The sequence below is a fragment of the Vibrio aquimaris genome (genome assembly GCF_009363415.1).
In the GTDB taxonomy this organism is placed as follows: Bacteria; Pseudomonadota; Gammaproteobacteria; order Enterobacterales; family Vibrionaceae; genus Vibrio; species Vibrio aquimaris.
Map to the genome: position 1 here is coordinate 2,937,051 of NZ_CP045350.1, position 23,050 is coordinate 2,960,100.

The window sequence follows — 23,050 nt, forward strand, 5'->3', positions numbered from 1 at the left end:
TGCACTCCAATACCACTGCTCAGTCGCTGGCAGGTATTCGGACTCAAGAGCATGGCTATGCCACCTAATCACTCGACTTCCCAAATGATACTTCATTCAGTGTCATTGGAGCTTTCGTTCTCTCTTACCGCTGCGCGTCAGTTCTGGATTTACACCAGATTCCCTTTTCAGCCATCTATACATCTAAATGGCACCAGCTTGACGACGATGTTATTAAGCAATCGGTAGTTTGTCCACTTTAATATCGCTAATTTGGCTTTTATATGCTGGCTATGTCTAGAATGGGGCTGGACATAGCGCTTAGATTGAATAAAATCTGCGCTCCTAAATGAAATACAACCTCAACGGGCAACAACCTAAGGTAAAGAGCATGGCGAATCTTGACGTAAATCCACAAGACTACCAAGAACAATTGAATGAAAAAAAAGCGCGTCTTGGGCAAATGTTCGCTTGTTACCAAATGCCAAAACTTGAGGTGTTTGAATCTGAAAGCCAACATTATCGCATGCGCGCTGAGTTTCGTGTTTGGCATGAGGGCAATGATCTTTACTACATCATGTTCAATCAGGAAACGCGTGAAAAGTATCGTGTTGATCAGTTTCCAGCCGCCAGTGGTTTGATCAATGAGGTGATGCCGCTTTTGATGGATGAGATGAAAAACAGTGATTCACTGCGTCGTAAACTCTTCCAAGTCGACTTCCTCTCAACGCTCAGTGGTGAGATTCTAATCTCCCTTTTATATCATCGCCAATTGGATGAACAGTGGATTGAAAACGCAAAAGCACTCAAACAGCGCCTAATCGATAAAGGCTATAAGCTCAATATCATTGGGCGAGCTCGAAAAATGAAAATTGTACTCGATCGTGATTATGTGATTGAGCAGCTGAACGTAAATGGGCAGCCATATCTATACCAGCAAGTAGAAAACAGTTTTACTCAACCAAACGGAAAAGTCGCCGAGAAAATGCTGGAATGGGCAATAGACTGTACTCGTGATAGTCAAGGCGATTTGCTAGAACTCTATTGTGGCAATGGTAATTTTTCTCTCGCACTGGCACAAAACTTTAGACGTGTACTGGCAACTGAGCTGGCCAAACCCTCGGTTGAGTCCGCCCAATATAATATTGCGGCTAATAAGATTGATAACGTGCAGATATTGCGCCTCTCGGCAGAGGAATTTACCCAAGCCATCGAAGGAAAACGAGCGTTTCGCCGCCTCAAAGATGCTGGCGTGGATTTAAAAAGCTACGATTGCAATACAATTTTTGTCGATCCGCCAAGAGCTGGAATGGATCTAGATACCTGTAAAATGGTGCAAGGATACCAACGTATTGTTTATATTTCCTGTAACCCAGAAACACTCAAACATAATTTAGATGTTTTGTATCAGACACACAAAGTTACGCGTTTTGCGCTGTTTGATCAGTTCCCATACACCCACCATATGGAAGCGGGCGTAATGCTAGAACGCAAAGTTTAGTGCCGATTTCTCATCGCAAATAAAAAACGAGCTTTTACGCTCGTTTTTGTTTTACAACATTATTCAGTCCTGGTGGAACGGTCCATAAAGCCGAGCTTTTTACCTATCCACACTAGCAGTAGTAATGAGACGACGATGGCAAAAAAGTTAGAACCCGCATCTGGATACTGGGCTTTAACGAACGCCGAATGGCCAAAAGCACCGACAAAGAAGCAAGCTAATCCGACAAGCGGAATGTCTTCAGAGACAGGGTTGCGGAGGTATTCTTGATAGAGAGCCTGCACAGATAAAACCAGCGCAATCAGAGGAAAAATAGAAAAAGAGACTTCACTCATTGTTACCCAAGACAACAAGGCATCACCACACATACCAGCAATAAGTGCCAATATTAAGGTTTTTTTCTCTGAGCCAGTATCCACTCGGTTTACTTCATTCGACATTAATCTGTTCCACCTTTTAATCGGTTACGTTCACGTTCTTTTCGGTACCACAAAGCGCCTTTGGCAATCATGCGCAATTGAGTAATCAATCGCTCAGCTAGTTCATCACGTTCATGGCTGGCTAAATCTAGTGCTTCCGCACCTGAGCTAAACACCAAAGTGACTGAGGCTTCCGCTTGAGTGTATGCTTCATCACGAGACATCCGAGTACTAACAAGGTACTCAGTAAGCTCAGCAACAAAATGTTGAATTTCTCTCGCTACGGCGGCTCGAAATTCAAATGATGTTCCTGAACGTTCTCGTAACAAAAGTCGGAAAACATTGGGGTGATTATCAATAAACTCCATGAAGGTCTCAACGGAAGTTCGTATCACACTTCCCTCTTTCACGATCCTTTGCCTTGCTTGGCGCATCAATTGACGAAGTAATAAGCCTCCCTCATCAACCATAGTTAAGCCAAGCTCGTCCATATCTTTAAAATGGCGATAAAAAGAGGTAGGAGCAATCCCAGCTTCGCGGGCAACTTCTCTTAAGCTTAAGTTAGAAAAGCTTCGCTCAGCGCTTAGCTGACTAAACGCTGCATCAATGACTGAACGACGCGTTTTTTCTTTTTGCTGTGCTCGGATTCCCATGGTTGCCATCTACTTGTTATTGAATTATTTGCTCGCTAGCAAATATACAATGATTAGAGCAAAGACATAAGACAAAATCACTACCTTTGATAATCGGATGGTAATTAAATCCAATTCGCCCAACTTTTCAATAATTTAACATACATTTAGCAGTATACTTATAGACAAATATCAAAACAGCCCTATCCTGCCTACTCACTTACTTAAAGGCTTCAATACGTGTGCATTATCGAGAAATCAGTTAAAATCTCGATAAAGCAATGTAAAAATAGTATAACCAAGGAAAAGTTATGGCGGAAAGTAACCACTTTGACGTAATTGTTATCGGTAGTGGTCCTGGAGGAGAAGGGGCTGCAATGGGGCTAACCAAAGCGGGACTCAATGTCGCCATCGTTGAGAAGGAAAGCAGCGTGGGAGGCGGATGTACCCATTGGGGCACCATTCCCTCAAAATCACTTCGCCATGCCGTCAGCCGTATTATCGAATTTAATAACAATCCTCTCTTTTGCCATAACAACACCAGTCTTCATTCTACCTTTTCTAATATCTTAGGCCACGCCAAAACTGTGATTGATAAACAAACGCGCTTAAGACAAGGATTCTATGACCGTAACCAGTGCTCCTTAATTTTTGGTACCGCACGGTTTACCGACAAGTACACCATTGCTGTCGCACAGGCTGATGGTACAGAAGAGCTGTATAGCGCAGACCGATTTATTATCGCAACAGGCTCACGTCCATATCAGCCAAAAGATGTCGACTTTATGCATGAGCGCATTTACGACAGTGATTCTATCTTGAGCCTGAGTCATGATCCTCGCCATATCATCATCTACGGTGCTGGCGTTATTGGTTGTGAATATGCCTCTATCTTCAGAGGGCTTGGCGTTAAAACTGACCTTATCAATACCCGTGATCGCTTACTGTCTTTTCTCGATAACGAGGTATCGGATGCCCTGTCTTATCATTTTTGGAATAGCGGTGTGGTGATTCGAAATGATGAAACCTACGAAAAAATCGAAGGTACTGACCAAGGCGTTATTATCCACTTAGAGTCCGGCAAGAAGATGCGCGCAGACTGCTTATTGTTTGCCAACGGACGAACCGGTAATACCGATAAGCTTAACTTATCAGCTGTAGGTCTAAGTGCTGACTCAAGAGGGCAACTAAGTGTAGATAGCAATTATCAAACCGATGTTGAGCATATCTATGCTGTGGGTGATGTGATCGGATATCCTAGCCTTGCGAGCGCTGCCTATGACCAAGGCAGGTTCGTTGCTCAAGCAATTGAAAAAGGGCAGGCAGACAGTCACCTCATTGAAGATATCCCAACCGGTATATACACCATCCCAGAAATCAGCTCGGTTGGTAAAACCGAGCAAGAGCTCACTGCTGCTAAAATTCCATACGAGGTGGGACGCACGTCATTTAAGCACCTCGCTCGAGCCCAAATTGCAGGTAAAGATATTGGCAGCTTAAAGATTCTCTTCCACCGTGAAACTAAAGAAATTTTAGGTATTCACTGTTTTGGTGAGCGCGCTGCCGAAATTATCCATATCGGCCAAGCCATCATGGAGCAAAAAGGCGAAGCAAACACCATAGAGTATTTCGTCAACACTACCTTCAACTACCCAACCATGGCAGAAGCCTATCGGGTTGCTGCTCTTAATGGCCTTAATCGTTTATTTTAAGTAGTAACTCAGCGCAGCCACTTCTGATCGAGTGGCTGTCACTTAAACCATAAAAAAGCGCTCTTCTCGCCATTGGCGATAAAAAATCACACCCAAACTCATGCCCCGCATTGCCATAAAGCCCAACATGGCTAACCACAAAGCATGATTACCCATATCCGAAAAGCCAAAGAACAAACCAAAAAAGACGCACATAGCACCAAACATACTATTGCGCATTTCTTGGCCCTTTGTTGCGCCAATAAAAATTCCATCAAATAAAAAGCACCACATGGACACAAGTGGCATAGCCACTAGCCATGGAAGGTAAATATTAGCGGTGTCTGCTACTTTGGAAATATCTGTGATTAGACCCACTAACGAAGAACCAGCAAAACTAAACACTAGAGTTAAGCCAGCGCAAATCACCAAACCCCAGAAAAAGGTGCCAATTAAAGAGCGGCTCAATTGCTGTTTATCATGGGCGCCAAAGGCTTTACCCACTAATGCTTCCATTGCGTAAGCAAAACCGTCCATACCATAAGAAATAATCATTAAAAAACTCATCAACACCGCATTGGCAGCCACCACATCGTCTCCAAAGCTTGCACCTTGGAAAGTCATAAAAGTGAAGGTCGCTTGTAAACACAAAGAGCGCAGAAAAATGTCACGATTTAACTTGATGAACCTACTCAATCCGTGGGAAGTGTCTTTCACTAACGTAAGCAGCTTTGGCAACTGTTTTTGTTGCCAAGTTTTATAGACACAACAAAGGCCAAAAATCATACCGCTATAATCAGCAATGACCGAAGCTAAAGCGGCTCCTTCTACTTTCCAACCCAAGCCCACAACAAAAAGAATATCCAAAGCAATATTTGTTGAGTTAACAATGATCACCATCCACATAGGGGCTTTTGAATTTTGTGTCCCTAGTAACCAACCCAAGAGAACGTAGTTGACTAGAGCTGCGGGAGCGCTCCATACGCGAACAGAGAAATACTGCTGGCCATAGTGTTTCACTTGCTCACTGGCGCTACTGACTGAAAATACAAAATCAGCAATAAATGAATGAAGAGCAATAAAAGCCAGTGCAAAACCCAATGCCATAAAAAGGCCTTGAGTAAAAACTATTGCAAGCTGCTTACCGCTATCCGCACCATAGGATTGAGCAGCAAGGCCAGTGGTAGACATGCGCAAAAAGCCAAGCAACCAAAAAGCCACACTGATCATTGTGCTGCCAAGAGCTACGCCACCTAAATACCAGGCGTGCTCTAGGTGGCCAATGACTGCTGCATCAACTAAACCAAGAAGGGGTACTGTGATATTGGAAAGCACCATAGGGATAGCAAGCAACAACACTTGCTTATGCAGCGCTTTATCACAAAGGAGTCGTAAGATGTTCAAATTATCCACCATCTGGTATTAGAGAGCGGAAATTGTAACCGGATTACCAGCGAAGCTGAATCACTACTGGTGTTAGTCTGTGCTTAAAAGAGCTAAATTTTGTCAGCCAGCGCTGCCAAAACTTCCAACGCCCACAATGTCTATCAAGAGGAGAAAAGGTTCTGACCCAGCGAGACCACGGAAGATAGTTAAGTACCGCATCTCCCGGCGATACATACCCATGGCTGTACGCCCCTGAACCCATTTTTTCCCCTAACCGGGTTGATGCTCTGTCGCCCGCTAGCACTATACATGCTATTGCTGAATCAAAGTGGCGCCCCAAGGCTTGGATAAACTTACCCACTTGCTTTTCACTGCAATCAAGCAAAGCTTGCTCACAAACAATTAAAACTGGCGTCTTCTCTGAAATTGGAAGCTGCTCAAGCCAAGATAGGTCATCAACATGGCCGCAGATATGTTGGTAGCGCTCACTTTTATGGAATAATTTTTGGCGCCATAATAAGTTTTCTGTCACATCCAACTCTAACCAATGACAGCGTCCATTATCTACACGATAAAAACGGGTATCTAAACCAGCACCAACATTGATTATCCAGCCATCCGGGTGCTGGGAAAGAAAATGATTCACTCGCTCATCACAAATCTGAGTCAAAGTAGCATGGAGGAGCTGTTTCTGGTCAATATCTCCTGATAAGCATTCAGGTGCGAGCTGACAACGTTGGCAAGCAGTAGCTGCTATCGGATCATATACTAAACCATCGTCAACCAAACTTTCTTGGCTACGAAACCATAGAGGCTGAAGTAAATTAACAGGAACCTGGTAACGATGCCCTGAAACCTTTTGTCTAGCGACCATTATCATCTTCCTCCATTATTAGGATTTAGATGATAATGAATATCAGTTAACAATTCAAGTTATTGAGAATTATTCTCAATTAAAAGGTGAGAACTATGAGCCATATCTCTAAATATTTATGATCTCCACACCAAACAGTGGAGATTCAAACATCAAGATCTACATCCAATCGGTATTACGAATAATACCAACCGCTAAACCTTCGATAGTTAAGTGCTGGCTGGTGAGATCCACCTTAATTGGAGCAAACTCCTCATTCTCTGCATGCAATAGAACGGTTGAACCCTTACGTTCAAGTCTTTTCACAGTTACATCATCATCGACTCTGGCCACAATAACCTGACCATCATGAACATCTTGTGTCTTATGAACAGCCAACAAGTCACCATCCATAATCCCAATATCTTTCATACTTTCGCCATTAACTCGTAATAAAAAGTCTGCTTGAGGCTTAAACATGGAGGGGTCCAGTTGGTAGTGAGTTTCAACATGCTCCTGAGCCAGAATCGGTTCTCCAGCTGCCACCTGACCAATAAGAGGTAGTCCAGCATCATTGGCGGCGTCTTCTAACAAGATACGAATACCGCGAGACGCTCCTGGAATAATTTCAATCGCTTGCTTGCGAGCGAGGGCTTTAAGGTGCTCCTCTGCTGCATTGGCTGAACGAAAACCAAGCTCTCGAGCGATTTCCGCTCTTGTTGGAGGCATACCTGTATCTTCAATTTTGCTTCTGATCAGATCATATACTTGTTGCTGGCGTGGTGTTAGTGGCTTCATGACTCACCTGTCTTTTTATACAGTTAACTGTGAGTATATCCAGTAATCGATTAAATGAAAAGCCAATTGGTGTTTTTTTGATTTAGTTAACCTTTTGACTACAAAAACAATACTTCTGCCCACACGTAAGCAGTCAATAACATGGTTAGCATCACAGCTGCAGAGCCAATATCTTTTGCTTGGCCAGATAGGGGGTGCTGCTCTGGACCAATGCGGTCCACCACAGCTTCAATTGCACTATTGAAGAGCTCTGCAATCAAAACCAAGATAACAGTGACAATGAGTAAAATACGCTCAACCTGAGTAATATCCAAGATCGCAGCCGTGGGTATCATGATGACGCTTAGTACGACTTCTTCACGAAAAGCTGGCTCATTGCTAAATGCAGAACGTAAACCTTGGCACGAGTATCGAGTCGCATTTCTAATGCGTTTTAATCCATGAAGTGTTTTCTGTGTCACATGCTTTCCCTCATAGCAAATCAATAAATATTGACCCCAACACTTTAGCTTGGTCAACAGTATATTGCTTAGCATGAAGACCGTAAGAATAAAGTCAACAGACTCAAAATATTAAGTGACATCGACGTGCTTATATTCAATTTACGGTAAAAGGTTCGACCAGTTTCTGGTATTCTTGCAACCCCAAAAAAGTCAGCGTTGGTGAAGCTCAGCGTGGCTTCTGCGATTTATCTGTTTTTCGAGGCTATAAACCTTATGTCTTCAGGACAATCATTACCAAGTGCATTACTAAAACTGCCTTTATCAATGATGGTAAAAGGAACAACCATTCCCTCCAATCCCATTGAAGATCATGGTATTGATCTGAACAAGCCCATAGTTTATGCGCTGCCCTATCGGTCGAGTGTTGATTTGCTTACGCTCCAAGCGCAAGTCATTCAGTTGGGTCTGCCCGATCTGTTCACTCCGATTGAAATCAATGGTAAGTCGTTCCGGCGCTATGTGTTCATCTCTTCTCGTCAAACTGTGATGAGTAACGATCATAATGTGCCTAATGAGTCAATTGCTCTGTTTTCTGAGCTACTTGAACAGCATAAATATGACAATAAACTCGATGTGCAAGTTATCCCAACTTCGGTATTATGGGGAAGAAAACCAGGAAAGGAATCACAAAAAACGTCTTATTTACAGGCGCTTAATGGTCCAGAAAAAGCGATCGCCGTCCTGAAGTATGGTCGTGACTGTCTAGTTAGAATCAGTCCTGTTGTATCACTTAGGTATATGGCTGACTCCCATGGTACCGACGTATCAATCGCTCATAAGCTTGCGAGAGTGGCTCGCATTCACTTCTCACGCCAAAAATTAGCCGCTTCCGGACCAAACTTACCCAACAGAGAAGCCCTTTTTGCTCGCTTAATGCGTTCAAAAGCGATTATCAAGGCGATCGAAGATACAGCCAAAGCTAAAAATATATCACTTGAAAAAGCTCGTAAAGAAGCCCACTCGATCATGGATGAAATCGCCTCAGATTTCTCCTATTCAATGATTAAAAAAGGCGAGCGACTACTGAGTTGGCTATGGAACCGTATTTATCAAGACCTCAATATCAATAATGCATCAGTAGTGCGCAAACTAGCTCAAGACGGCCATGAAATAGTTTATGTGCCCTGTCATCGCAGCCATATGGATTACTTGTTACTCTCGTACGTTTTGTACCATGAAGGTATGGTGCCACCACATATTGCTGCTGGTATTAACCTTAATTTCTTTCCTGCAGGTCCTATATTTCGTCGCGGCGGCGCTTTCTTTATTCGCCGCAGTTTTAAAGGCAATAAGCTCTATTCCACTATTTTCCGTGAATATCTGGCAGAGCTGTTTTCCAAAGGTTACTCAGTGGAATATTTCAGTGAAGGAGGCCGCTCTCGTACTGGTCGCCTACTGCAAGCCAAAACAGGCATGTTGGCAATGACAATCCAAGCCATGCTGCGTGGTTTAAATCGCCCTGTCACCTTGGTGCCGGTTTATATTGGCTATGAGCACGTCATGGAAGTCAGCACATACGCAAAAGAGCTAAGAGGGAAAAGAAAAGAAAAGGAAAATGCAGGACTGGTACTAAAAACGATTAGGAAGTTGCGTAATTTTGGCCAAGGTTACGTCAACTTTGGTGAACCAATTCAGCTTAATCACTATCTCAATGAACAGGTGCCAGAATGGACACAAGACATAGATCCTGTTGGTAGTGCTAAACCTCAATGGATTAACCCTATAGTCAATATACTTGCCAATAAAGTCATGACACATATCAACGATGCAGCTGCAACCAACGCTCTGACGTTATGCGCCACCGCTTTGCTCGCCTCACGTCAGCGTGCCCTATCAAGAGATAGCTTGATTAAACAAGTGGATTGCTACTTGGCACTGCTAAAGAATGCCCCCTATTCTTCTACGTTTACCGTGCCTAGTGAAAGCGCTGAAGAACTAGTGTGTCATGCAGAGTCATTGGACAAATTTGTTATCGACTCTGACAGTATGGGCGACGTAGTCTCTCTTGATCGCAACCAGTCAATACTGATGACCTACTACCGCAATAATATTATCCACCTATTTGCGATTCCCTCTTTGATTGCTCAAATCCTTATCCGTCACCAAAAGCTGAGTTTGAAAAAGATTAAAACGAATGTCGCCTTGATTTACCCTTTCCTAAAACAAGAGCTCTTCCTAAGTATTGAAGATGATAAGTTAGGTGAATTCACTGAATCGACGATTGAGGAAATTGCTCGCTTGGGCCTTATTACTGTAGATGGGCGGCATAATGTAGCAATCAGACAAGATAATATCCAAATGCTGATGTTGCTAGGCCGTACCATTACCGAAACTCTTCAACGCTATGCCATTACACTCAATCTATTGCCGACCAGCCCAAATCTGAATAAAGGAGATTTGGAGCAAAAAAGTCAGGAAATAGCCCAAAGATTGGGACGTCTACACGGTATTAATGCACCAGAGTTCTTCGACAAGGGTGTATTTTCATCCATGCTAACCACTTTAAAGCAACAAGACTATTTAGATAATGATGGAAGCTGTGACCAAGAAAGGAGCCAAGCGCTCGCTGACCTACTGTATTCGTTACTCTCACCAGAGGTATGCTTGACTATCAAAGAAAGTATTTGCCAAGCATCAGAAACGCCATAAGCACATAACAGCAATCGTCAAAACAAGAAGAGGCAACCTGTTTAGGTTGCCTCTTCTTTGGAACATCATTAGTCTTTACCAGAAACTGAACCACAATCCAGCAGCGATTGCCATACCAACATAGTTATTGTTTAAAAATGCACTAAAGCATTTTTCTCGCTCACGATAGTAAGTAAGGCGCTGCTGAAACACAAATAAACCAGCCACCAGCACCAAGCTCAAATAATAGGCCAGCCCTAAGCCATACCACCAACCTAAAGTAATCAGCATAATTAACGTGGTCAGCTGCAATAAACCAATCACTAACTTATCCCAGCGTCCAAACAAAATGGCCGTTGACTTAATACCAATTTTAAGATCATCATCTCTATCAACCATCGCATATTGAGTATCGTAGGCAATGGTCCAGATGGCATTGATAGTAAAGATATACCAAGCTACAGGAGAGAGTTCTCCTGTCTGAGCTGCCCATGCCATAGGAATAGACCAGCTATACGCCAACCCCAGAAAGAGTTGAGGAAGGTGAGTATAGCGCTTCATAAATGGATAAATAAACGCCAAAACTAAAGCAATCAATGACAACTTTATTGTCAGAGTATTCATGGTCAAAACCAGCAAGAAAGACATCAGGCACAAAATCACAAATAAGCCTATGGCTTCAAAAGCACTGACTCTACCGGAAGGTAAGGGTCGCTGATGAGTTCGCTTCACATGACCATCAACCCTGCGATCAGCAAAATCATTAATAACACAACCCGCTGAGCGCATAAAAAGAACGCCAAGAGAAAACACGAGAAGAACTTTGAAATCCGGCATACCCTGCGCTGAGATAAACAGAGACCATAATGTAGGCCACAATAAGAGTAATGAACCAATGGGTCTATCCATTCGCATTAGCTGCCAATATGCATGTGATTTTTTAGCAATCATTCACTCACTTTCCTTACTGTATATTGGCGCGTTAGGTAAAAATAGCTCAGCAATCAACATTGGCTTTTGATTCACCCATAAGCGAGAACGACGTGCTAAGAAATCACCATCAGACGTTTTTACCCAAGCGACCTGAAGAGAATCACGCTTAATGTCATCAGAAGTAAATATCGTCAAACCCAAAGGTTTCTCGCCCTGCATAGTGAAATCAAACTCATGATCCTCCATAGATGAATTTGGGATCAAAGTTCGACCGAGCACCCAAGGACAGTCATCTCCTCTGAGCACGACCTTTCTCAGTAAGCAGGGTTCTCGCAGCAAAAGTTCGACTTCTTGATTATCGAGTTTCTCTTCGTTAACGACATTGTTGTGAAGCAAGTCGACACTTAATACTTGGCAGTGAGTTTCCAGTAAACGAGACAGTGACCCTTTCTCTAGCAGCCATTTTTTTGAAATGTGAGTTGGGAAGCAGAACTTATCAGGATCTTGCCAGTCGGCTTGGCGAAGAGCAGATAAATAGAGCGCATTAGGTTGATTCATACTAGTATTCAATAAGTAGCTTTGTCGCCAATGCATGAGAGGATGGTTAGATAATAGAGCCACCGCTTAATTGTCTCGTGCACAACTCTCTAAAAGTGTTCTATTGTAACAAGAGTCTGGCGGTTCTAGTATCATCATTCGAAAAAAGAAAAGACAAACCTATGATTAAACGTTGCTTAGTCCAGTTATTGTTTACATTGAGTATACTGCTTAGTTTTTCTTCATTAGCTGAAGAGGAAGGGGAAGATAAACTGGCTTATTTTACTCTTGAGCCCGACCTCACCACCAACTTTTATACTAAGGGCAAAGAACTCGGATACATTCAGGTTCGCATTGACATCATGGTAGCTAACAGTGCTGATTTATCCATAATAGAGCTTCATCAACCACTGATACGAGATGCGGTTATTGAACTCCTCGGGAAACAATCAGGCGATACTATTACTTCTCTGGCAGGACGAGAAGATTTGCGCAAGACCTTGGTTGATAAGCTAAACGCCATTTTATTACCAGAAACGGGTAGAACCGTTATTGCAGACCTATTGTTTACCAAATACCTGTATCAATAAATAAAAGCGAGGCGGCTATGGCTGCCTCATTCTTCTAGCATCCAGCAAACCAATTATCACTCCACAAAGCAAGCCAACCAAATGGGCAGTATTTGCTATTGCCATAAAAGGCTGAACAAAACCAAGTACTAGCCATACCAGCATAAATCCAATAATAGCTCTGGGTAGACTCAGTCCAAGATGTGGAGCTTTGTACCCTAGCATCCAAAGGTAACCAACTAGCGCATATACTACGCCAGACAAACCGCCAAAATTAGCCCCTTCGACCCAATATTGACCCGCCCCCGAAAGAGCAGATGACACTAAAAAAAGTTGTGTCAACTTCCTCGCACCGAGTTTTTTCTCAATATCTCCGCCCAGTTGCCACCACCAAAGTAGATTAAAGGCAATATGGACAATGGAAAAATGCAACAACGCATGACTAATCCAGCGCCACAACTGCCACTCTTGCCCAGCTAAAGCAGGAAAATGCAGCGCAGCAAAAACGGCCCTTCCAGCCCCAAATTGCTGTAAGAAAAAAATCACGGTACACAAGACCATAATAAATATGGTTACTGGACCAGCTTTTGCTTTAAGCATGGACATTATCGAAGGAGAATAATAGCGAAATTGGTTAGTGCGGCTTTCAGCCATATCCCAAGACGCAGCTTGATAACGACTGTCGTTAGGGTTGTTTAGGAAACGTTGCAGCTCTGACTCTGTCTCTATCTGATGCTGGGGATCAATAAGCCATAAGATAAACTGATCATTACCTTCCGGCATCATCTTAATATGAATATGTCGAGATGCCATATAGTCAATAAAAGCTTGGCCCATTCTAGGGTTAGGTAGTGAAACAAGTCTTATCATGCTTATACCTAAGAGCAATTTGATTCAATAGGCAATTGGGCACGTTGCCAAGCTTCAAATCCACCATCAACACTATATACCTGTTCATAACCTTGGTTAATGAGATATTGGGCTGCGCCTTGGCTACTGATGCCATGGTAACACATAACTAAAATCGCCTGCTCAAACTCCACTTCGTCCATCAATTGAACCATGGTTTCATTCGTCAGGTGGTAGGCTTTTGACGGATGAGCGATCGCAAAAGACTGAGGATCACGAATATCAACCAAGCGCGCATTTCCCTCTTCTACTAGCGCTTGCGCACTTAAGACATCGATATGTTGAAATTGATCCATTCTACGGCCTCTTTGTAAACACCAATATTGAGAGCCATTGTAACCTATCCAGTGGTAAACAAGTACACTCTGTCAATATGGTTATCCACTTTTGGCCATTTCTTTACCATCTGTGGATAAATCTGTGGATTGCGTTGATAAGGTATAAAAATAATAATCGATCCACAACATATAGTAATGATCCTTATTTTTCTGTGTGGATCACACAAAATATCCCCAATCAAAAATTAGCCCTAGAGCCTTTGTTTACCCGTATTTTTTACATTAAGCAAATAAATTTCTCACAGAGTTACCCACAGGCAAGTAAGGCAAGTAAGGCAAGTAAGGCAAAATTCGATCCAACACCCGAGTATCGAAATAGCTTGTCGATCCCAAAAAACAAAAAAAACCGAGACCTTACGATCTCGGTTTTTAAAGTACTATCAACTTTTGCTAGAAGTCACCAACGGCAAGCTTAAGCTTTTTCATCGCATTCTTCTCTAACTGACGAATACGCTCTGCAGAAACATTATAGGTCTCTGCTAGATCCTGTAGAGTCAGCTTGTTATCTTCCAACCATCGAGAACGCACAATATGCTGGCTGCGTTCATCAAGGCTTGATAGCGCTAAACTGAGACGCTGGTTGGTATGAGCTTCCCAGTTTGCCGCTTCAACATTATCCGCAACATCTGAAGCCTTATCTTCAAGGTAAAGCATTGGCGCTGAGTAAGATGCCCCAGCATCATCATCATCACTTTGTAATTCAAACGCAGCGTCTTGTGCAGCAAGGCGAGATTCCATTTCCCGAACCTCTGCTGGCTCTACACCAAGCTCTTTAGCTACTGTTTCTACCTCACCATTATTAAACCAGCCCAAACGCTTTTTTGACTTACGTAAGTTGAAGAAAAGCTTACGCTGAGCTTTAGTCGTTGCTATTTTAACTATGCGCCAGTTTCGTAGGACATATTCATGAATCTCCGCCTTAATCCAATGAACAGCGAATGAGACAAGACGTACGCCAACTTCTGGATTGAAACGTTTGACCGCCTTCATCAGGCCAATGTTGCCCTCTTGAACTAAATCTGCCATTGGCAAGCCATAACCAGAATAACCCCGAGCAACATGTACAACAAAGCGCAGATGAGAAAGAATCAAGCCTTTAGCTGCTTCAATTTCGCCATCATAATGTAATCGCTCTGCCAGCTCACGTTCCTCTTCAGCGCTCAGCATAGGGTAGCTGTTCACTGTGCGGATATAACTATCTAAACTATCTTGTGTAACTACAGCCATTGGATATGTTTGGTTAGTCATTTATTTCCTCATTTAAATACGAGATCTGGGTTTGGTTTTGTTCAGTTAATCTTGAATCTAACGTGAGCAAGATTCAAGCATATCAGAACTATTATGCATAAACCTTTCACTGATACAAGTAAAAGGCTCATTATGCCTGACTCTGTCTTGAGACAACACAGGCTTACACTGGTTCAATTTCTTTCAGGTGACGCTGAGCAGAGATTTTTGCAGCCAAGCACCCGAGGAAGACTCCGAGCATTAATAATAATAGACTTTCATCCCAACTCAAACTCACTAGCCGAAACTGGCTGTCATAAAGTAACGCCAACTCTTCCACACTTGTATTGAGTACAATCGTAATTAAAACCGTTAAAGCCCAAGCAAATAAAGCACCTAAGAGACCAAACCACATGCCTGAATACAGATATGGCCTCAAGATGAAACCATTGGTCGCGCCTATCAACTTCATGGTCTGGATTTCTTCTTTGTTAGCAAGCACATTGAAGCGTAGAGTATTCCCAACAATCAAAAATACTGAACCCAGCATAAGCACTGAAAGTGTAATGACAATCCCACACACTAGTTTTTTTATTGCATCCAACCGCGTTAGCCAATCTTCGTCCAAGCGAACATCAGTGACTTCCTCCTCTTTCGCAATGTCGGAGGCTAGTTGCTTTATTTCCGCTTTATCTTCAGTACTAGGTGTAACAACTAACACACCAGGCAAAGCATAATCATCAAGCAATGATATCGCCTGCTCAAAGCCGGAATGCTGGCTCAAATCTTCGAGGCCCTGTTGAGGAGAGATGTATTCTACTTTGGAAACCTTATCCATAGTTTCCAATTTATCTTTTAAGACCATAATCCGAGATTCAGGAGTTTGCTCTTTTATATAGCCACTCACTTTGGAAGGACTGGTCACATTTACTGAGGCAACAGATATATTCTTCCCCAACAAATACAAAGCAGAAGGCATCGCCAAAGCCATAGAAATCACTGCTATTGTGAGAGCATTACCTAGAGGGCGAGACCATATCTGTGCAAAAGACGCTTTCGCCTGCCTGATATGCACCGCAATAAAACTATCACGCTTAACATGATTTTGAGGTCGAACTTTAGCGGTTTTTCGATTGCGCACATTAGGCATAGTCTTCTACCTCACTAAGAAAGCCTTGATTCAGCTCTAGATGACGATATTGTGGGCGAGTATTCACTAGACCCGCATCGTGAGTGGCAAGTAATATAGTTACACCTGCACGATTAAACTCTTCAAATAATTTCACCACTCGATTTGATAAATCTGGGTCAAGATTACCTGTAGGTTCATCAGCAAGAAGTAACGTAGGCCTATTAACTACAGCGCGAGCAATACCGACTCGCTGCTGTTCTCCGCCCGAAAGCTGGCTTGGTAAACACTTAGCTTTATCGAGTAAGCCTGTTTTATCTAAAGCAGCACAGACCCGCCGCTTGATATCGCTCTCAGCAATCGACTCAATACGCATGGGTAAGGCAACATTATCAAACACCGAACGATCCATCAGCAATCTATGGTCTTGAAAAACAATACCTATATTACGACGTAGAAAAGGTATGTCTTTGTTTGGAATACGAGTGATATCATGATCATTGAAGCTAATTTTACCATCCGTTGGTCGCTCTATCGCACAAATCAGTTTGAGTAAGGTGCTTTTACCTGCCCCTGAGTGCCCTCCGAGAAAAGCCATCTCACCACGACGCAAGTAGAAATCCACTTTCTGTAAGGCTTGTCTACCACCACGATACGCTTTACTTACTTGCTTAAACTTTATCACTCGTCATTCCTCTCACTAGGCCTAATCTTCGCGGCTAAATAAAGCGTCTATAAACTCCTGAGTCTCAAACGGACGTAGATCGTCAATATTCTCTCCCACGCCAATATAGCGAATAGGGATCTGGAACTTATCAGCGAGAGCGAAGATAACGCCGCCTTTTGCTGTTCCGTCTAGCTTAGTTAAGGTAATCCCTGTCAAGGGCGTCACATCACTAAACAGCTTTGCTTGGCTGATCGCATTCTGGCCTGTTCCAGCGTCCAATGTCAGCATGACCTCATGGGGGGCAGTGTCATCGACTTTCTTCATTACTCGGACAATTTTTCTTAACTCTTCCATTAAATTAGCTTTATTTTGCAAACGTCCAGCCGTATCTGCGATAACCACATCAAACCCTTTTGCTTTTGCAGATTCAATCGCATCATAAATGACTGAAGCACTGTCTGCACCAGTATGTTGGGCAACAACAGGAACTTGGTTACGCTCTCCCCATACTTGTAACTGTTCCACAGCTGCCGCACGAAATGTATCGCCAGCAGCTAACATCACCTTCTTACCTTGAGCTTGGAACTGCTTAGCCAGCTTACCTATGGTTGTAGTTTTACCTACACCGTTTACACCTACCATCAAAATCACATATGGCGTTTTATCAGTTTCAATCTCAAGTGGCTTTTCAACACTTGCTAATATTCCCGCCATTTCCTCTTTAAGCAGACCATACAGAGCTTCACCATCTTTAAGCTCTTGGCGAGAGGCTTTTTCAGTTAAGTTATTAATGATTTTTAGCGTGGTATCCATACCAACATCGGCAATCAGTAATTGCTCTTCCAGTTCTTCAAACAGCTCATCATCAATCTGCTTTCCTTTGAACAAACCAAAAAAGCCAGCGCCAATATTGGCTTTAGTTCGAGCCAAACTGCGCTTTAGACGAACAAAAAAACTCTCGGTTGGTTTCTGTTGCTCAACAGCTATGTTTTCTTGTTGTGATTCTACGTCTTGTAATGCTTGTGGACTCTCTTGTACAGGTTGTTCAATAACCTCAACCTGTTCAACAACTTCAGTGATGTCCTGTGATTTCTGTTCATGGGTTGTATGGCTAGTTTGCTCTTCTTCACCAAAACCTAACCAAGAAAGTAATCCGCGTTTCTTTTTTTCCGTCATCTGGGGATATCCTAGATCGTCTTAACTTACTCTGACACTTTTCATCGGGTATTGTCCCGATTACGAAAAGAAAAATGACAACAAAGTGAAAAGTTTTCAGCACAGGTGTGATGGTATACACTTTGTCATCAACAAATTTGGGCTTTACTCAGATCGAACTCACTGAGCGACTGGGTATAGTATCACTTTATTAGCGGTCAAAGAATCTATGGTACGACGTCGCCACCAAAACACATCACAAAAAAAGCCTTCCTCCGGTTTTGTGCGGATCATTAGTGGCTTATGGAGAGGGCGAAAATTGCCTGTTCATGATGCAGAAGGGTTGCGCCCAACCACTGATCGTGTAAAAGAAACTCTCTTTAACTGGCTGGCACAAGACATACCTCATGCTAAATGTCTTGATCTATATGCAGGCTCTGGTTCTTTGGGCTTTGAAGCTGCTTCTAGGCAAGCTGAAGAGGTTACTATGATTGAACTCAATCAAAGTACATTTGCACAATTAAAGCAAAATATCTCATCGCTAAATGCAAAAAACCTCATAGCCATCCAAGCTGATACTCTGAGCTATTTGCAGCAATCTGGATCGCCCCATCACATTGCCTTTATTGATCCCCCCTTTCATAAAGGCTTATTGAAACAAACCGTTTGCCTTCTCGAAAACAATGGATGGTTGGCAGACGATGCCATGATTTATATTGAAACAGAAAAAGAGCTTAAGCTGGAAGGCGTTCCCAGCAATTGGCATTTGCACCGTGAAAAGCACGCAGGACAAGTAAGCTATCGACTATTTTTAAGAACACAAAACGACACGAGAATATTATGAAAGCACTACTGATAATGGCTAAAATGGCAATTGGATTTGTATGGCTAATCCTGCTGCTAAACTTTTTTATGCCCTTCCCTGGTAAAGCAGCCATTGCACTCTACATATTAACGGCCTTTTTGTTCATGATGCACGGCCTACAATCAGCTATCTTCATTGGTGCATTTGGCGACAAGATTGAGATGACAACATGGGAAAAGTGGTCAATTTTAATATTTGGTGTATTCGCCCTGTTGGACATTCGCCGCAAACATATGATGTAACATGATACAAAACCGCCGCTCGCTCGAGCGGCGGTTTAATTTTAGCTGAGATAACTTTTGACGCCGTTAAGAAACATCTGCGTTGAAATCATCACAAGTAGAAGCCCCATCAAACGCTCTATCGCCTTAAGCCCTCGCTCTCCCAGAATGCGGTGAAAGAAGCTGTAGAACATAAGAATAAAGAAAGTCGCTCCCCAAGCCAGCATCACCGCAACGGATAGCTCCACTAACTTATCTGGATGCTGCGTTGACAAAAGCAGTAAGGCTGCGATGACCGAAGGCCCAGCGATCATAGGAATCGCCATAGGCACAATAAAAGGCTCTTCACCTGCAGCTAGGCCTGTAATACTTCCTGCACTTGGGAAAATCATTTTAATCGCAATAATAAATAAAATGATTCCACCAGAGATACTCAATGTTTCGGGCTGCACATGAAGAAAGCTCAAAATCGCCTTGCCTGCGAATAGAAACAGCATCAATATCAGCAATGCAAAAACCAACTCTCGAATTAGCACTTTGCGTCGGCGCTTTGGGTCTAAATGTTTCAAAATCGATAAAACGATAGGGAGATTGCCAAGCGGGTCCATAATAAGAAATAGCATGGTCGCAGCAGAAAGGATTTCCATCAATGAGCCTCCAATGGCAGAGAGTTGCGAGCCTCCATATTTAGCCTGAGCACTCTGATCATTGCAAGCAAATCAACTCTCACATTGATAAGAAAAACAATTAATCATCAGTCAGAGTTATTAGATCAATCTATCATGGCTTTATACTTGGTGCGTCGAATGCTTGATTATCAAGTAATTAAGGAAGCGACTATCAACGAATGGGCAAGTAAATAACTACCAGAAATCAAATAACGGCCATAGGTGATAGAGTGTTTATAATCATGTACAGCCAAAAGCGCCGCAGAACAGGTCAATGTAAGGGTTCCCACAAATCCCATCATGCTGGCCACTGTGTCTGCTGTTAGCCATAATTCTCCTGCAGCCCAATTAAACTGAAATAAAACCATCCCCATAATGACAACGGGGAAAATGACCCGATCTATTTTCGGCAGCATAAGAAAAAACACAACGACACCGATGGCAAGCAGCATAGCTGGAAGCCACCATACTATTCCACCAGACAGCATCAACCAATAAGCAGCGCTATAACATAGCTGAGCAAGAATAAACGCTGAAAAGCATAGCTTTTTCTTTTTTTTATAGATGTGTAGAATATCGGCAAACATAGAAACCACTATGCCCAAGGTAACCCACCATACGGACACATCATCAGGCCTACCCTGCGTCCACAGTATAATTACCAGCATACAAAGAGAAAGTGTTTTAAACACAGCAGCCTGAACATATTGGCTGCGTTCGTTAGCATTGACGCTAATGAACCCCGATAACGCGACTGAAAGCCAGCTCCACATGCTTCCCCCTACTCAAAATCAAGTCGCCAGTGTAGGCAGGCAAGCAAAGAAGTCCAGAAATGAAAGACAAAATTTCGATCTGGGTTAGGCTCTGTAATGAGCAACTTTATAACTAAAAGTGAGAATAAAAATGGAAAACCCACCCATTTTAGCCATCTCACAACCAAAAAACCAAAAGCATAGAAAAAACCAAAGAAAACTTATAAAATCAAATCAAAAAACCAAAAAACCAGTTTAAAATCAGAATCTTAAACAAAAAACGAAGAGTTCAATAAACATACACTTTTATATTAAAACCTAACTTTCTCAAGATCGCCAAAGAAAAGCAAGGCTCTTTCGGTTTTCCTCATAGGAAAGCTCCGCTAATTATACATTTTACCTAACCATGACATTGGTATACCTTAAAAACACCACAAACAGTAAACTATATAAAAAACCAAGACAGGATGATTAAAAAACAAATAAAAATCAAAAGCTTATAATTAATCGAAAAATTACAAACAAATTTTAAACATATGAAAAGTCAGCGTTAATCATAATTTAATCTAACTTTATCTGTAATTTTAAGGGTCTTAGCTTCTAACATCATGAGAGTTATAATAATTAATACTTGATCAAACTACGAAAGTACTGCTATTCTTAGAATCATAGATTAAAAGATAAGCATCGAGGAGCAGAGTTATGATTACTTCTTCACAAAAACAAGGACTTGTAATGATCGCAGTTGTTGTTGGCCTAATGACACTGCCAATGATGTACTAGATCATATCCAATTAAACAAAAAGGGACGCGTTAGCGTCCCTTTTTGTTTTATGATAACTTTATAGTCAAACATGGATTATTTATTCGACAAATGACAACTTTTGACTATTTTTCGCGTAGTTACAGTTTTAAAGGCTTAGCTACAAATGTTTGGACAAAGTGTCCCAGTGAGCATAATAGAACAAAAGTGCAGCCAAAGTTATCAAAGTCATTAGAGTAATTGCGGCCCTCCAGACAAAGCGGCTACTTCTTGGGGTTAACTCTTTTTCGCATTCATCACACACAGCAAGAAAGTCCTTACGGCTCTCTAATTGGTAATCATCTTCATGGACAACTTTATTACGAATGGTTGCGATATAGCGTAGTTTTCCAATAACATCGTGCGGTAGTCGCTCCTCGCAGCTGGTAACCAGTTGATGCAACCCCTTACCCTCTGCGTGATACTGTGTACGAAGCAAGGTTTCAATCTTCCGTGTCCTCGTTACTACCTTTTCAATATCAGACATAATGCTCTCCATCGCTACTATCATTAGCGTACAAAACCAGCCTCCAGACAAATATCAACACTCAAAGCTCACTATCTATAACTAACTTCAATGCATTCAGTAATGTAGAATAATCAAAGACTAGCCATATCAGGATACTGAAAAATAACTGGCTAACGTGTGATGTGTCTCGAAGAACGCTACAAAGACAAACCATGGTAAGTTCTGGATTTATGTACAAAAGGAATGACTGGCTCAAAATGTCAATATCACATTGGTGTTCACTATTTTCAGTTCATAAACCCTGGTGATAATGTTTTTGGCATATCACAAAGTGATGTGCTTTTGCATTGTGCTAACAAATCCAGTTTATTGTTTCACCATTTTCAGCATATTGTTCTTTGCCATATCATCTGCCACTTCAGGTGGTAGGGCATCCAAGATTTCATCCCAACCAGACAGTACTTTGCCAGTATTTCTAAATCGACCCACCACATCAGAGCCCATCATAAAGCGATGCGGATATTTAGTAATAAGAGATGCCCATTCTTCTTTAGACTGAGGGCTGTTTAATATCACATCACGTAAGGACCAAGAGGCAAGTATATAAAGGTTATCGTAGTCTTCCAGCAACTGTGTAACCTCATCAATAAGAAAAGACAAATCTTGACGCTTGAGCAATGTCGCACTTGTTCCTGCATGAGCCCATATAAAGCGCGTTTTGGGGTTCTTCTCGAGAGCTTCCACCAACTCATGTTTGTACAACGGCTTTTTTTCACGTTCAGAAGTAATATTACTGTGCAATACCACTGGTAAATGATGCTTGGCTGCTACCTTATAAACCTTCATTAGAGCAGGATGATTAGCCCGTGCCTGTTCACCTAATGTCAGAGCTGACAAACTGTCATGCCGTGTTAAGACCTCCCCAATCCCCTTCCAAAAGCCGGGATTGTCGTCAATCATTTGTTCTATTTGTTCGGCGGCAAACATATCTGTAGGGTTAAACCCTGTAATAAAAGGGAAAAATCTATCTTTATGTGGTGATTTGTTCAATGCACGATAAAGAAGGTCATCAGTACGAGAATAATAATAAACTGGTGAATCATCTCCTTGCATATACCTAGGTGGCTTAGGGTCATAAGCGCTCCATTTTTTTATGATCGGCAGCCCCATCAAAAAAGCATAATCAATATGGCTTTTGTCCATATTGTGCACTAAGTATTTGACGCCATCAGTTCGTTGAAAATAGTCGACAAAGTGCACTTCTGCATCGTTATAACCACCTTCATACCCATAAGCTAGAGGCACAGAAAACCACATCAAACATAGCATCCATCGTCTTTTCATTTTCAACTCTTAAACCGTTTTTAACTACCATAAAAATATAACAACAAAAAAGCCGACCAAAATACAACCTCAGTC

At 42.2% G+C, this 23,050-nt stretch carries 24 protein-coding genes and 1 riboswitch; of the genes, 6 read left to right on the top strand and 18 right to left on the bottom strand.

Translation table 11 applies throughout. From position 1 onward, the window contains the following. Positions 1-11 precede the first annotated feature (11 nt). A riboswitch (cobalamin riboswitch) is annotated at positions 12-213 on the bottom strand. A 157-nt stretch (positions 214-370) separates the two neighbouring features. Further along, entirely contained in the window at positions 371-1,480 is a 1,110-nt protein-coding gene (gene trmA, locus FIV01_RS13600) for a tRNA (uridine(54)-C5)-methyltransferase TrmA (protein ID WP_152431460.1), read from the top strand. Positions 1,481-1,539: 59 nt separating this feature from the next. Here trmA and FIV01_RS13605 read toward each other — a convergent pair whose 3' ends face one another. Both FIV01_RS13605 and fabR read right to left on the bottom strand, forming a co-directional pair. After that, a complete protein-coding gene (locus FIV01_RS13605) occupies positions 1,540-1,920 on the bottom strand; it encodes a YijD family membrane protein (RefSeq protein ID WP_152431461.1) in 381 nt (126 codons plus the stop codon). Further along, a complete protein-coding gene (gene fabR / locus FIV01_RS13610; protein ID WP_152431462.1) occupies positions 1,920-2,561 on the bottom strand; it encodes an HTH-type transcriptional repressor FabR in 642 nt (213 codons plus the stop codon). Before fabR ends, FIV01_RS13605 begins: the two co-directional genes overlap by 1 nt. Before the next feature lie 281 nt (positions 2,562-2,842). Between fabR and sthA the strand changes: the two genes are divergently transcribed. Beyond that, complete coding sequence (gene sthA / locus FIV01_RS13615; RefSeq protein WP_152431463.1) at positions 2,843-4,243, top strand: Si-specific NAD(P)(+) transhydrogenase; 1,401 nt, start codon at positions 2,843-2,845, stop codon at positions 4,241-4,243. A gap of 42 nt (positions 4,244-4,285) precedes the next feature. Here sthA and dinF read toward each other — a convergent pair whose 3' ends face one another. From dinF to FIV01_RS13640, 4 genes are all read right to left on the bottom strand, one after another. Further along, positions 4,286-5,626, bottom strand: a complete 1,341-nt coding sequence (gene dinF / locus FIV01_RS13620; protein ID WP_246210406.1) for an MATE family efflux transporter DinF — start codon at positions 5,624-5,626, stop codon at positions 4,286-4,288. A 43-nt stretch (positions 5,627-5,669) separates the two neighbouring features. Next, the gene (locus FIV01_RS13625) at positions 5,670-6,482 is read right to left on the bottom strand and encodes a class I SAM-dependent methyltransferase (protein ID WP_152431465.1); all 813 of its coding nucleotides are present in this window, start codon (positions 6,480-6,482) and stop codon (positions 5,670-5,672) included. 159 nt (positions 6,483-6,641) lie between these two features. Further along, positions 6,642-7,259 carry a transcriptional repressor LexA gene (gene lexA, locus FIV01_RS13630; protein WP_152431466.1) on the bottom strand — a complete coding sequence of 206 codons (618 nt, stop codon included), beginning with the start codon at positions 7,257-7,259 and terminating at the stop codon, positions 6,642-6,644. 98 nt (positions 7,260-7,357) lie between these two features. Beyond that, on the bottom strand, positions 7,358-7,720 hold the full coding sequence (locus tag FIV01_RS13640) for a diacylglycerol kinase (RefSeq protein ID WP_152431467.1): 363 nt from the start codon (positions 7,718-7,720) through the stop codon (positions 7,358-7,360). Positions 7,721-7,975: 255 nt separating this feature from the next. Between FIV01_RS13640 and plsB the strand changes: the two genes are divergently transcribed. After that, positions 7,976-10,411: a glycerol-3-phosphate 1-O-acyltransferase PlsB gene (gene plsB, locus FIV01_RS13645; RefSeq protein WP_152431468.1), complete on the top strand. Its 2,436-nt coding sequence runs from the start codon at positions 7,976-7,978 to the stop codon at positions 10,409-10,411. Between the two features lie 75 nt (positions 10,412-10,486). Here plsB and ubiA read toward each other — a convergent pair whose 3' ends face one another. Beyond that, positions 10,487-11,341, bottom strand: coding sequence for a 4-hydroxybenzoate octaprenyltransferase (gene ubiA, locus FIV01_RS13650; protein ID WP_152431469.1), 855 nt, complete (start codon positions 11,339-11,341; stop codon positions 10,487-10,489). Beyond that, positions 11,342-11,881 (bottom strand): chorismate lyase, encoded by a 540-nt coding sequence (locus FIV01_RS13655; RefSeq protein WP_152431470.1) that lies wholly within the window; start codon positions 11,879-11,881, stop codon positions 11,342-11,344. 161 nt (positions 11,882-12,042) lie between these two features. Here FIV01_RS13655 and FIV01_RS13660 point away from each other — a divergent pair, with 161 nt between their 5' ends. Beyond that, positions 12,043-12,450 (top strand): flagellar basal body-associated protein FliL, encoded by a 408-nt coding sequence (locus tag FIV01_RS13660; protein ID WP_152431471.1) that lies wholly within the window; start codon positions 12,043-12,045, stop codon positions 12,448-12,450. 15 nt (positions 12,451-12,465) lie between these two features. Here the strand turns inward: FIV01_RS13660 and glpG are convergent, their stop codons facing one another. The 6 genes from glpG to ftsY all read right to left on the bottom strand — a co-directional run bounded on the left by glpG (position 12,466) and on the right by ftsY (position 17,875). Then, positions 12,466-13,299, bottom strand: a complete 834-nt coding sequence (gene glpG, locus FIV01_RS13665) for a rhomboid family intramembrane serine protease GlpG (RefSeq protein WP_152431472.1) — start codon at positions 13,297-13,299, stop codon at positions 12,466-12,468. Positions 13,300-13,307: 8 nt separating this feature from the next. Beyond that, positions 13,308-13,634: a thiosulfate sulfurtransferase GlpE gene (gene glpE, locus FIV01_RS13670; RefSeq protein WP_152431473.1), complete on the bottom strand. Its 327-nt coding sequence runs from the start codon at positions 13,632-13,634 to the stop codon at positions 13,308-13,310. A gap of 432 nt (positions 13,635-14,066) precedes the next feature. Beyond that, positions 14,067-14,924, bottom strand: a complete 858-nt coding sequence (gene rpoH, locus FIV01_RS13675) for an RNA polymerase sigma factor RpoH (protein WP_152431474.1) — start codon at positions 14,922-14,924, stop codon at positions 14,067-14,069. A gap of 163 nt (positions 14,925-15,087) precedes the next feature. Beyond that, entirely contained in the window at positions 15,088-16,053 is a 966-nt protein-coding gene (ftsX, locus tag FIV01_RS13680; protein WP_152431475.1) for a permease-like cell division protein FtsX, read from the bottom strand. Then, a complete protein-coding gene (ftsE, locus tag FIV01_RS13685; RefSeq protein ID WP_114787964.1) occupies positions 16,046-16,717 on the bottom strand; it encodes a cell division ATP-binding protein FtsE in 672 nt (223 codons plus the stop codon). The genes ftsX and ftsE overlap by 8 nt, the downstream gene beginning before the upstream one ends. A gap of 21 nt (positions 16,718-16,738) precedes the next feature. Beyond that, entirely contained in the window at positions 16,739-17,875 is a 1,137-nt protein-coding gene (gene ftsY, locus FIV01_RS13690) for a signal recognition particle-docking protein FtsY (protein ID WP_152431476.1), read from the bottom strand. A 208-nt stretch (positions 17,876-18,083) separates the two neighbouring features. On the opposite strand from ftsY, the gene rsmD reads away from it, so the two are divergent. Continuing rightward, the gene (gene rsmD / locus FIV01_RS13695) at positions 18,084-18,698 is read left to right on the top strand and encodes a 16S rRNA (guanine(966)-N(2))-methyltransferase RsmD (protein ID WP_152431477.1); all 615 of its coding nucleotides are present in this window, start codon (positions 18,084-18,086) and stop codon (positions 18,696-18,698) included. Continuing rightward, positions 18,695-18,961, top strand: a complete 267-nt coding sequence (locus FIV01_RS13700; RefSeq protein ID WP_152431478.1) for a DUF1145 domain-containing protein — start codon at positions 18,695-18,697, stop codon at positions 18,959-18,961. The genes rsmD and FIV01_RS13700 overlap by 4 nt, the downstream gene beginning before the upstream one ends. Before the next feature lie 41 nt (positions 18,962-19,002). Here FIV01_RS13700 and FIV01_RS13705 read toward each other — a convergent pair whose 3' ends face one another. The 4 genes from FIV01_RS13705 to FIV01_RS13725 all read right to left on the bottom strand — a co-directional run bounded on the left by FIV01_RS13705 (position 19,003) and on the right by FIV01_RS13725 (position 22,975). Further along, positions 19,003-19,587, bottom strand: coding sequence for a YhgN family NAAT transporter (locus FIV01_RS13705; protein WP_152431479.1), 585 nt, complete (start codon positions 19,585-19,587; stop codon positions 19,003-19,005). Positions 19,588-19,757: 170 nt separating this feature from the next. Beyond that, the gene (locus tag FIV01_RS13710; protein ID WP_152431480.1) at positions 19,758-20,381 is read right to left on the bottom strand and encodes a lysoplasmalogenase; all 624 of its coding nucleotides are present in this window, start codon (positions 20,379-20,381) and stop codon (positions 19,758-19,760) included. A gap of 902 nt (positions 20,382-21,283) precedes the next feature. After that, positions 21,284-21,649, bottom strand: a complete 366-nt coding sequence (locus tag FIV01_RS13720; protein ID WP_114787958.1) for a DUF4145 domain-containing protein — start codon at positions 21,647-21,649, stop codon at positions 21,284-21,286. 348 nt (positions 21,650-21,997) lie between these two features. Further along, positions 21,998-22,975 (bottom strand): amidohydrolase family protein, encoded by a 978-nt coding sequence (locus FIV01_RS13725; RefSeq protein WP_152431481.1) that lies wholly within the window; start codon positions 22,973-22,975, stop codon positions 21,998-22,000. Between the last annotated feature and the right edge of the window lie 75 nt (positions 22,976-23,050).

Excerpts from the sequence above, each read along its gene's own strand:
- trmA (WP_152431460.1), top strand. The coding sequence starts at position 371 with ATGGCGAATCTTGACGTAAATCCACAAGACTACCAAGAACAATTGAAT.
- FIV01_RS13605 (WP_152431461.1), bottom strand. The coding sequence starts at position 1,920 with ATGTCGAATGAAGTAAACCGAGTGGATACTGGCTCAGAGAAAAAAACC.
- fabR (WP_152431462.1), bottom strand. The coding sequence starts at position 2,561 with ATGGCAACCATGGGAATCCGAGCACAGCAAAAAGAAAAAACGCGTCGT.
- sthA (WP_152431463.1), top strand. The coding sequence starts at position 2,843 with ATGGCGGAAAGTAACCACTTTGACGTAATTGTTATCGGTAGTGGTCCT.
- FIV01_RS13625 (WP_152431465.1), bottom strand. The coding sequence starts at position 6,482 with ATGGTCGCTAGACAAAAGGTTTCAGGGCATCGTTACCAGGTTCCTGTT.
- lexA (WP_152431466.1), bottom strand. The coding sequence starts at position 7,259 with ATGAAGCCACTAACACCACGCCAGCAACAAGTATATGATCTGATCAGA.
- plsB (WP_152431468.1), top strand. The coding sequence starts at position 7,976 with ATGTCTTCAGGACAATCATTACCAAGTGCATTACTAAAACTGCCTTTA.
- ubiA (WP_152431469.1), bottom strand. The coding sequence starts at position 11,341 with ATGATTGCTAAAAAATCACATGCATATTGGCAGCTAATGCGAATGGAT.
- FIV01_RS13655 (WP_152431470.1), bottom strand. The coding sequence starts at position 11,881 with ATGAATCAACCTAATGCGCTCTATTTATCTGCTCTTCGCCAAGCCGAC.
- FIV01_RS13660 (WP_152431471.1), top strand. The coding sequence starts at position 12,043 with ATGATTAAACGTTGCTTAGTCCAGTTATTGTTTACATTGAGTATACTG.
- glpG (WP_152431472.1), bottom strand. The coding sequence starts at position 13,299 with ATGATAAGACTTGTTTCACTACCTAACCCTAGAATGGGCCAAGCTTTT.
- glpE (WP_152431473.1), bottom strand. The coding sequence starts at position 13,634 with ATGGATCAATTTCAACATATCGATGTCTTAAGTGCGCAAGCGCTAGTA.
- rpoH (WP_152431474.1), bottom strand. The coding sequence starts at position 14,924 with ATGACTAACCAAACATATCCAATGGCTGTAGTTACACAAGATAGTTTA.
- ftsX (WP_152431475.1), bottom strand. The coding sequence starts at position 16,053 with ATGCCTAATGTGCGCAATCGAAAAACCGCTAAAGTTCGACCTCAAAAT.
- ftsY (WP_152431476.1), bottom strand. The coding sequence starts at position 17,875 with ATGACGGAAAAAAAGAAACGCGGATTACTTTCTTGGTTAGGTTTTGGT.
- rsmD (WP_152431477.1), top strand. The coding sequence starts at position 18,084 with ATGGTACGACGTCGCCACCAAAACACATCACAAAAAAAGCCTTCCTCC.
- FIV01_RS13700 (WP_152431478.1), top strand. The coding sequence starts at position 18,695 with ATGAAAGCACTACTGATAATGGCTAAAATGGCAATTGGATTTGTATGG.
- FIV01_RS13705 (WP_152431479.1), bottom strand. The coding sequence starts at position 19,587 with ATGGAAATCCTTTCTGCTGCGACCATGCTATTTCTTATTATGGACCCG.
- FIV01_RS13710 (WP_152431480.1), bottom strand. The coding sequence starts at position 20,381 with ATGTGGAGCTGGCTTTCAGTCGCGTTATCGGGGTTCATTAGCGTCAAT.
- FIV01_RS13720 (WP_114787958.1), bottom strand. The coding sequence starts at position 21,649 with ATGTCTGATATTGAAAAGGTAGTAACGAGGACACGGAAGATTGAAACC.
- FIV01_RS13725 (WP_152431481.1), bottom strand. The coding sequence starts at position 22,975 with ATGAAAAGACGATGGATGCTATGTTTGATGTGGTTTTCTGTGCCTCTA.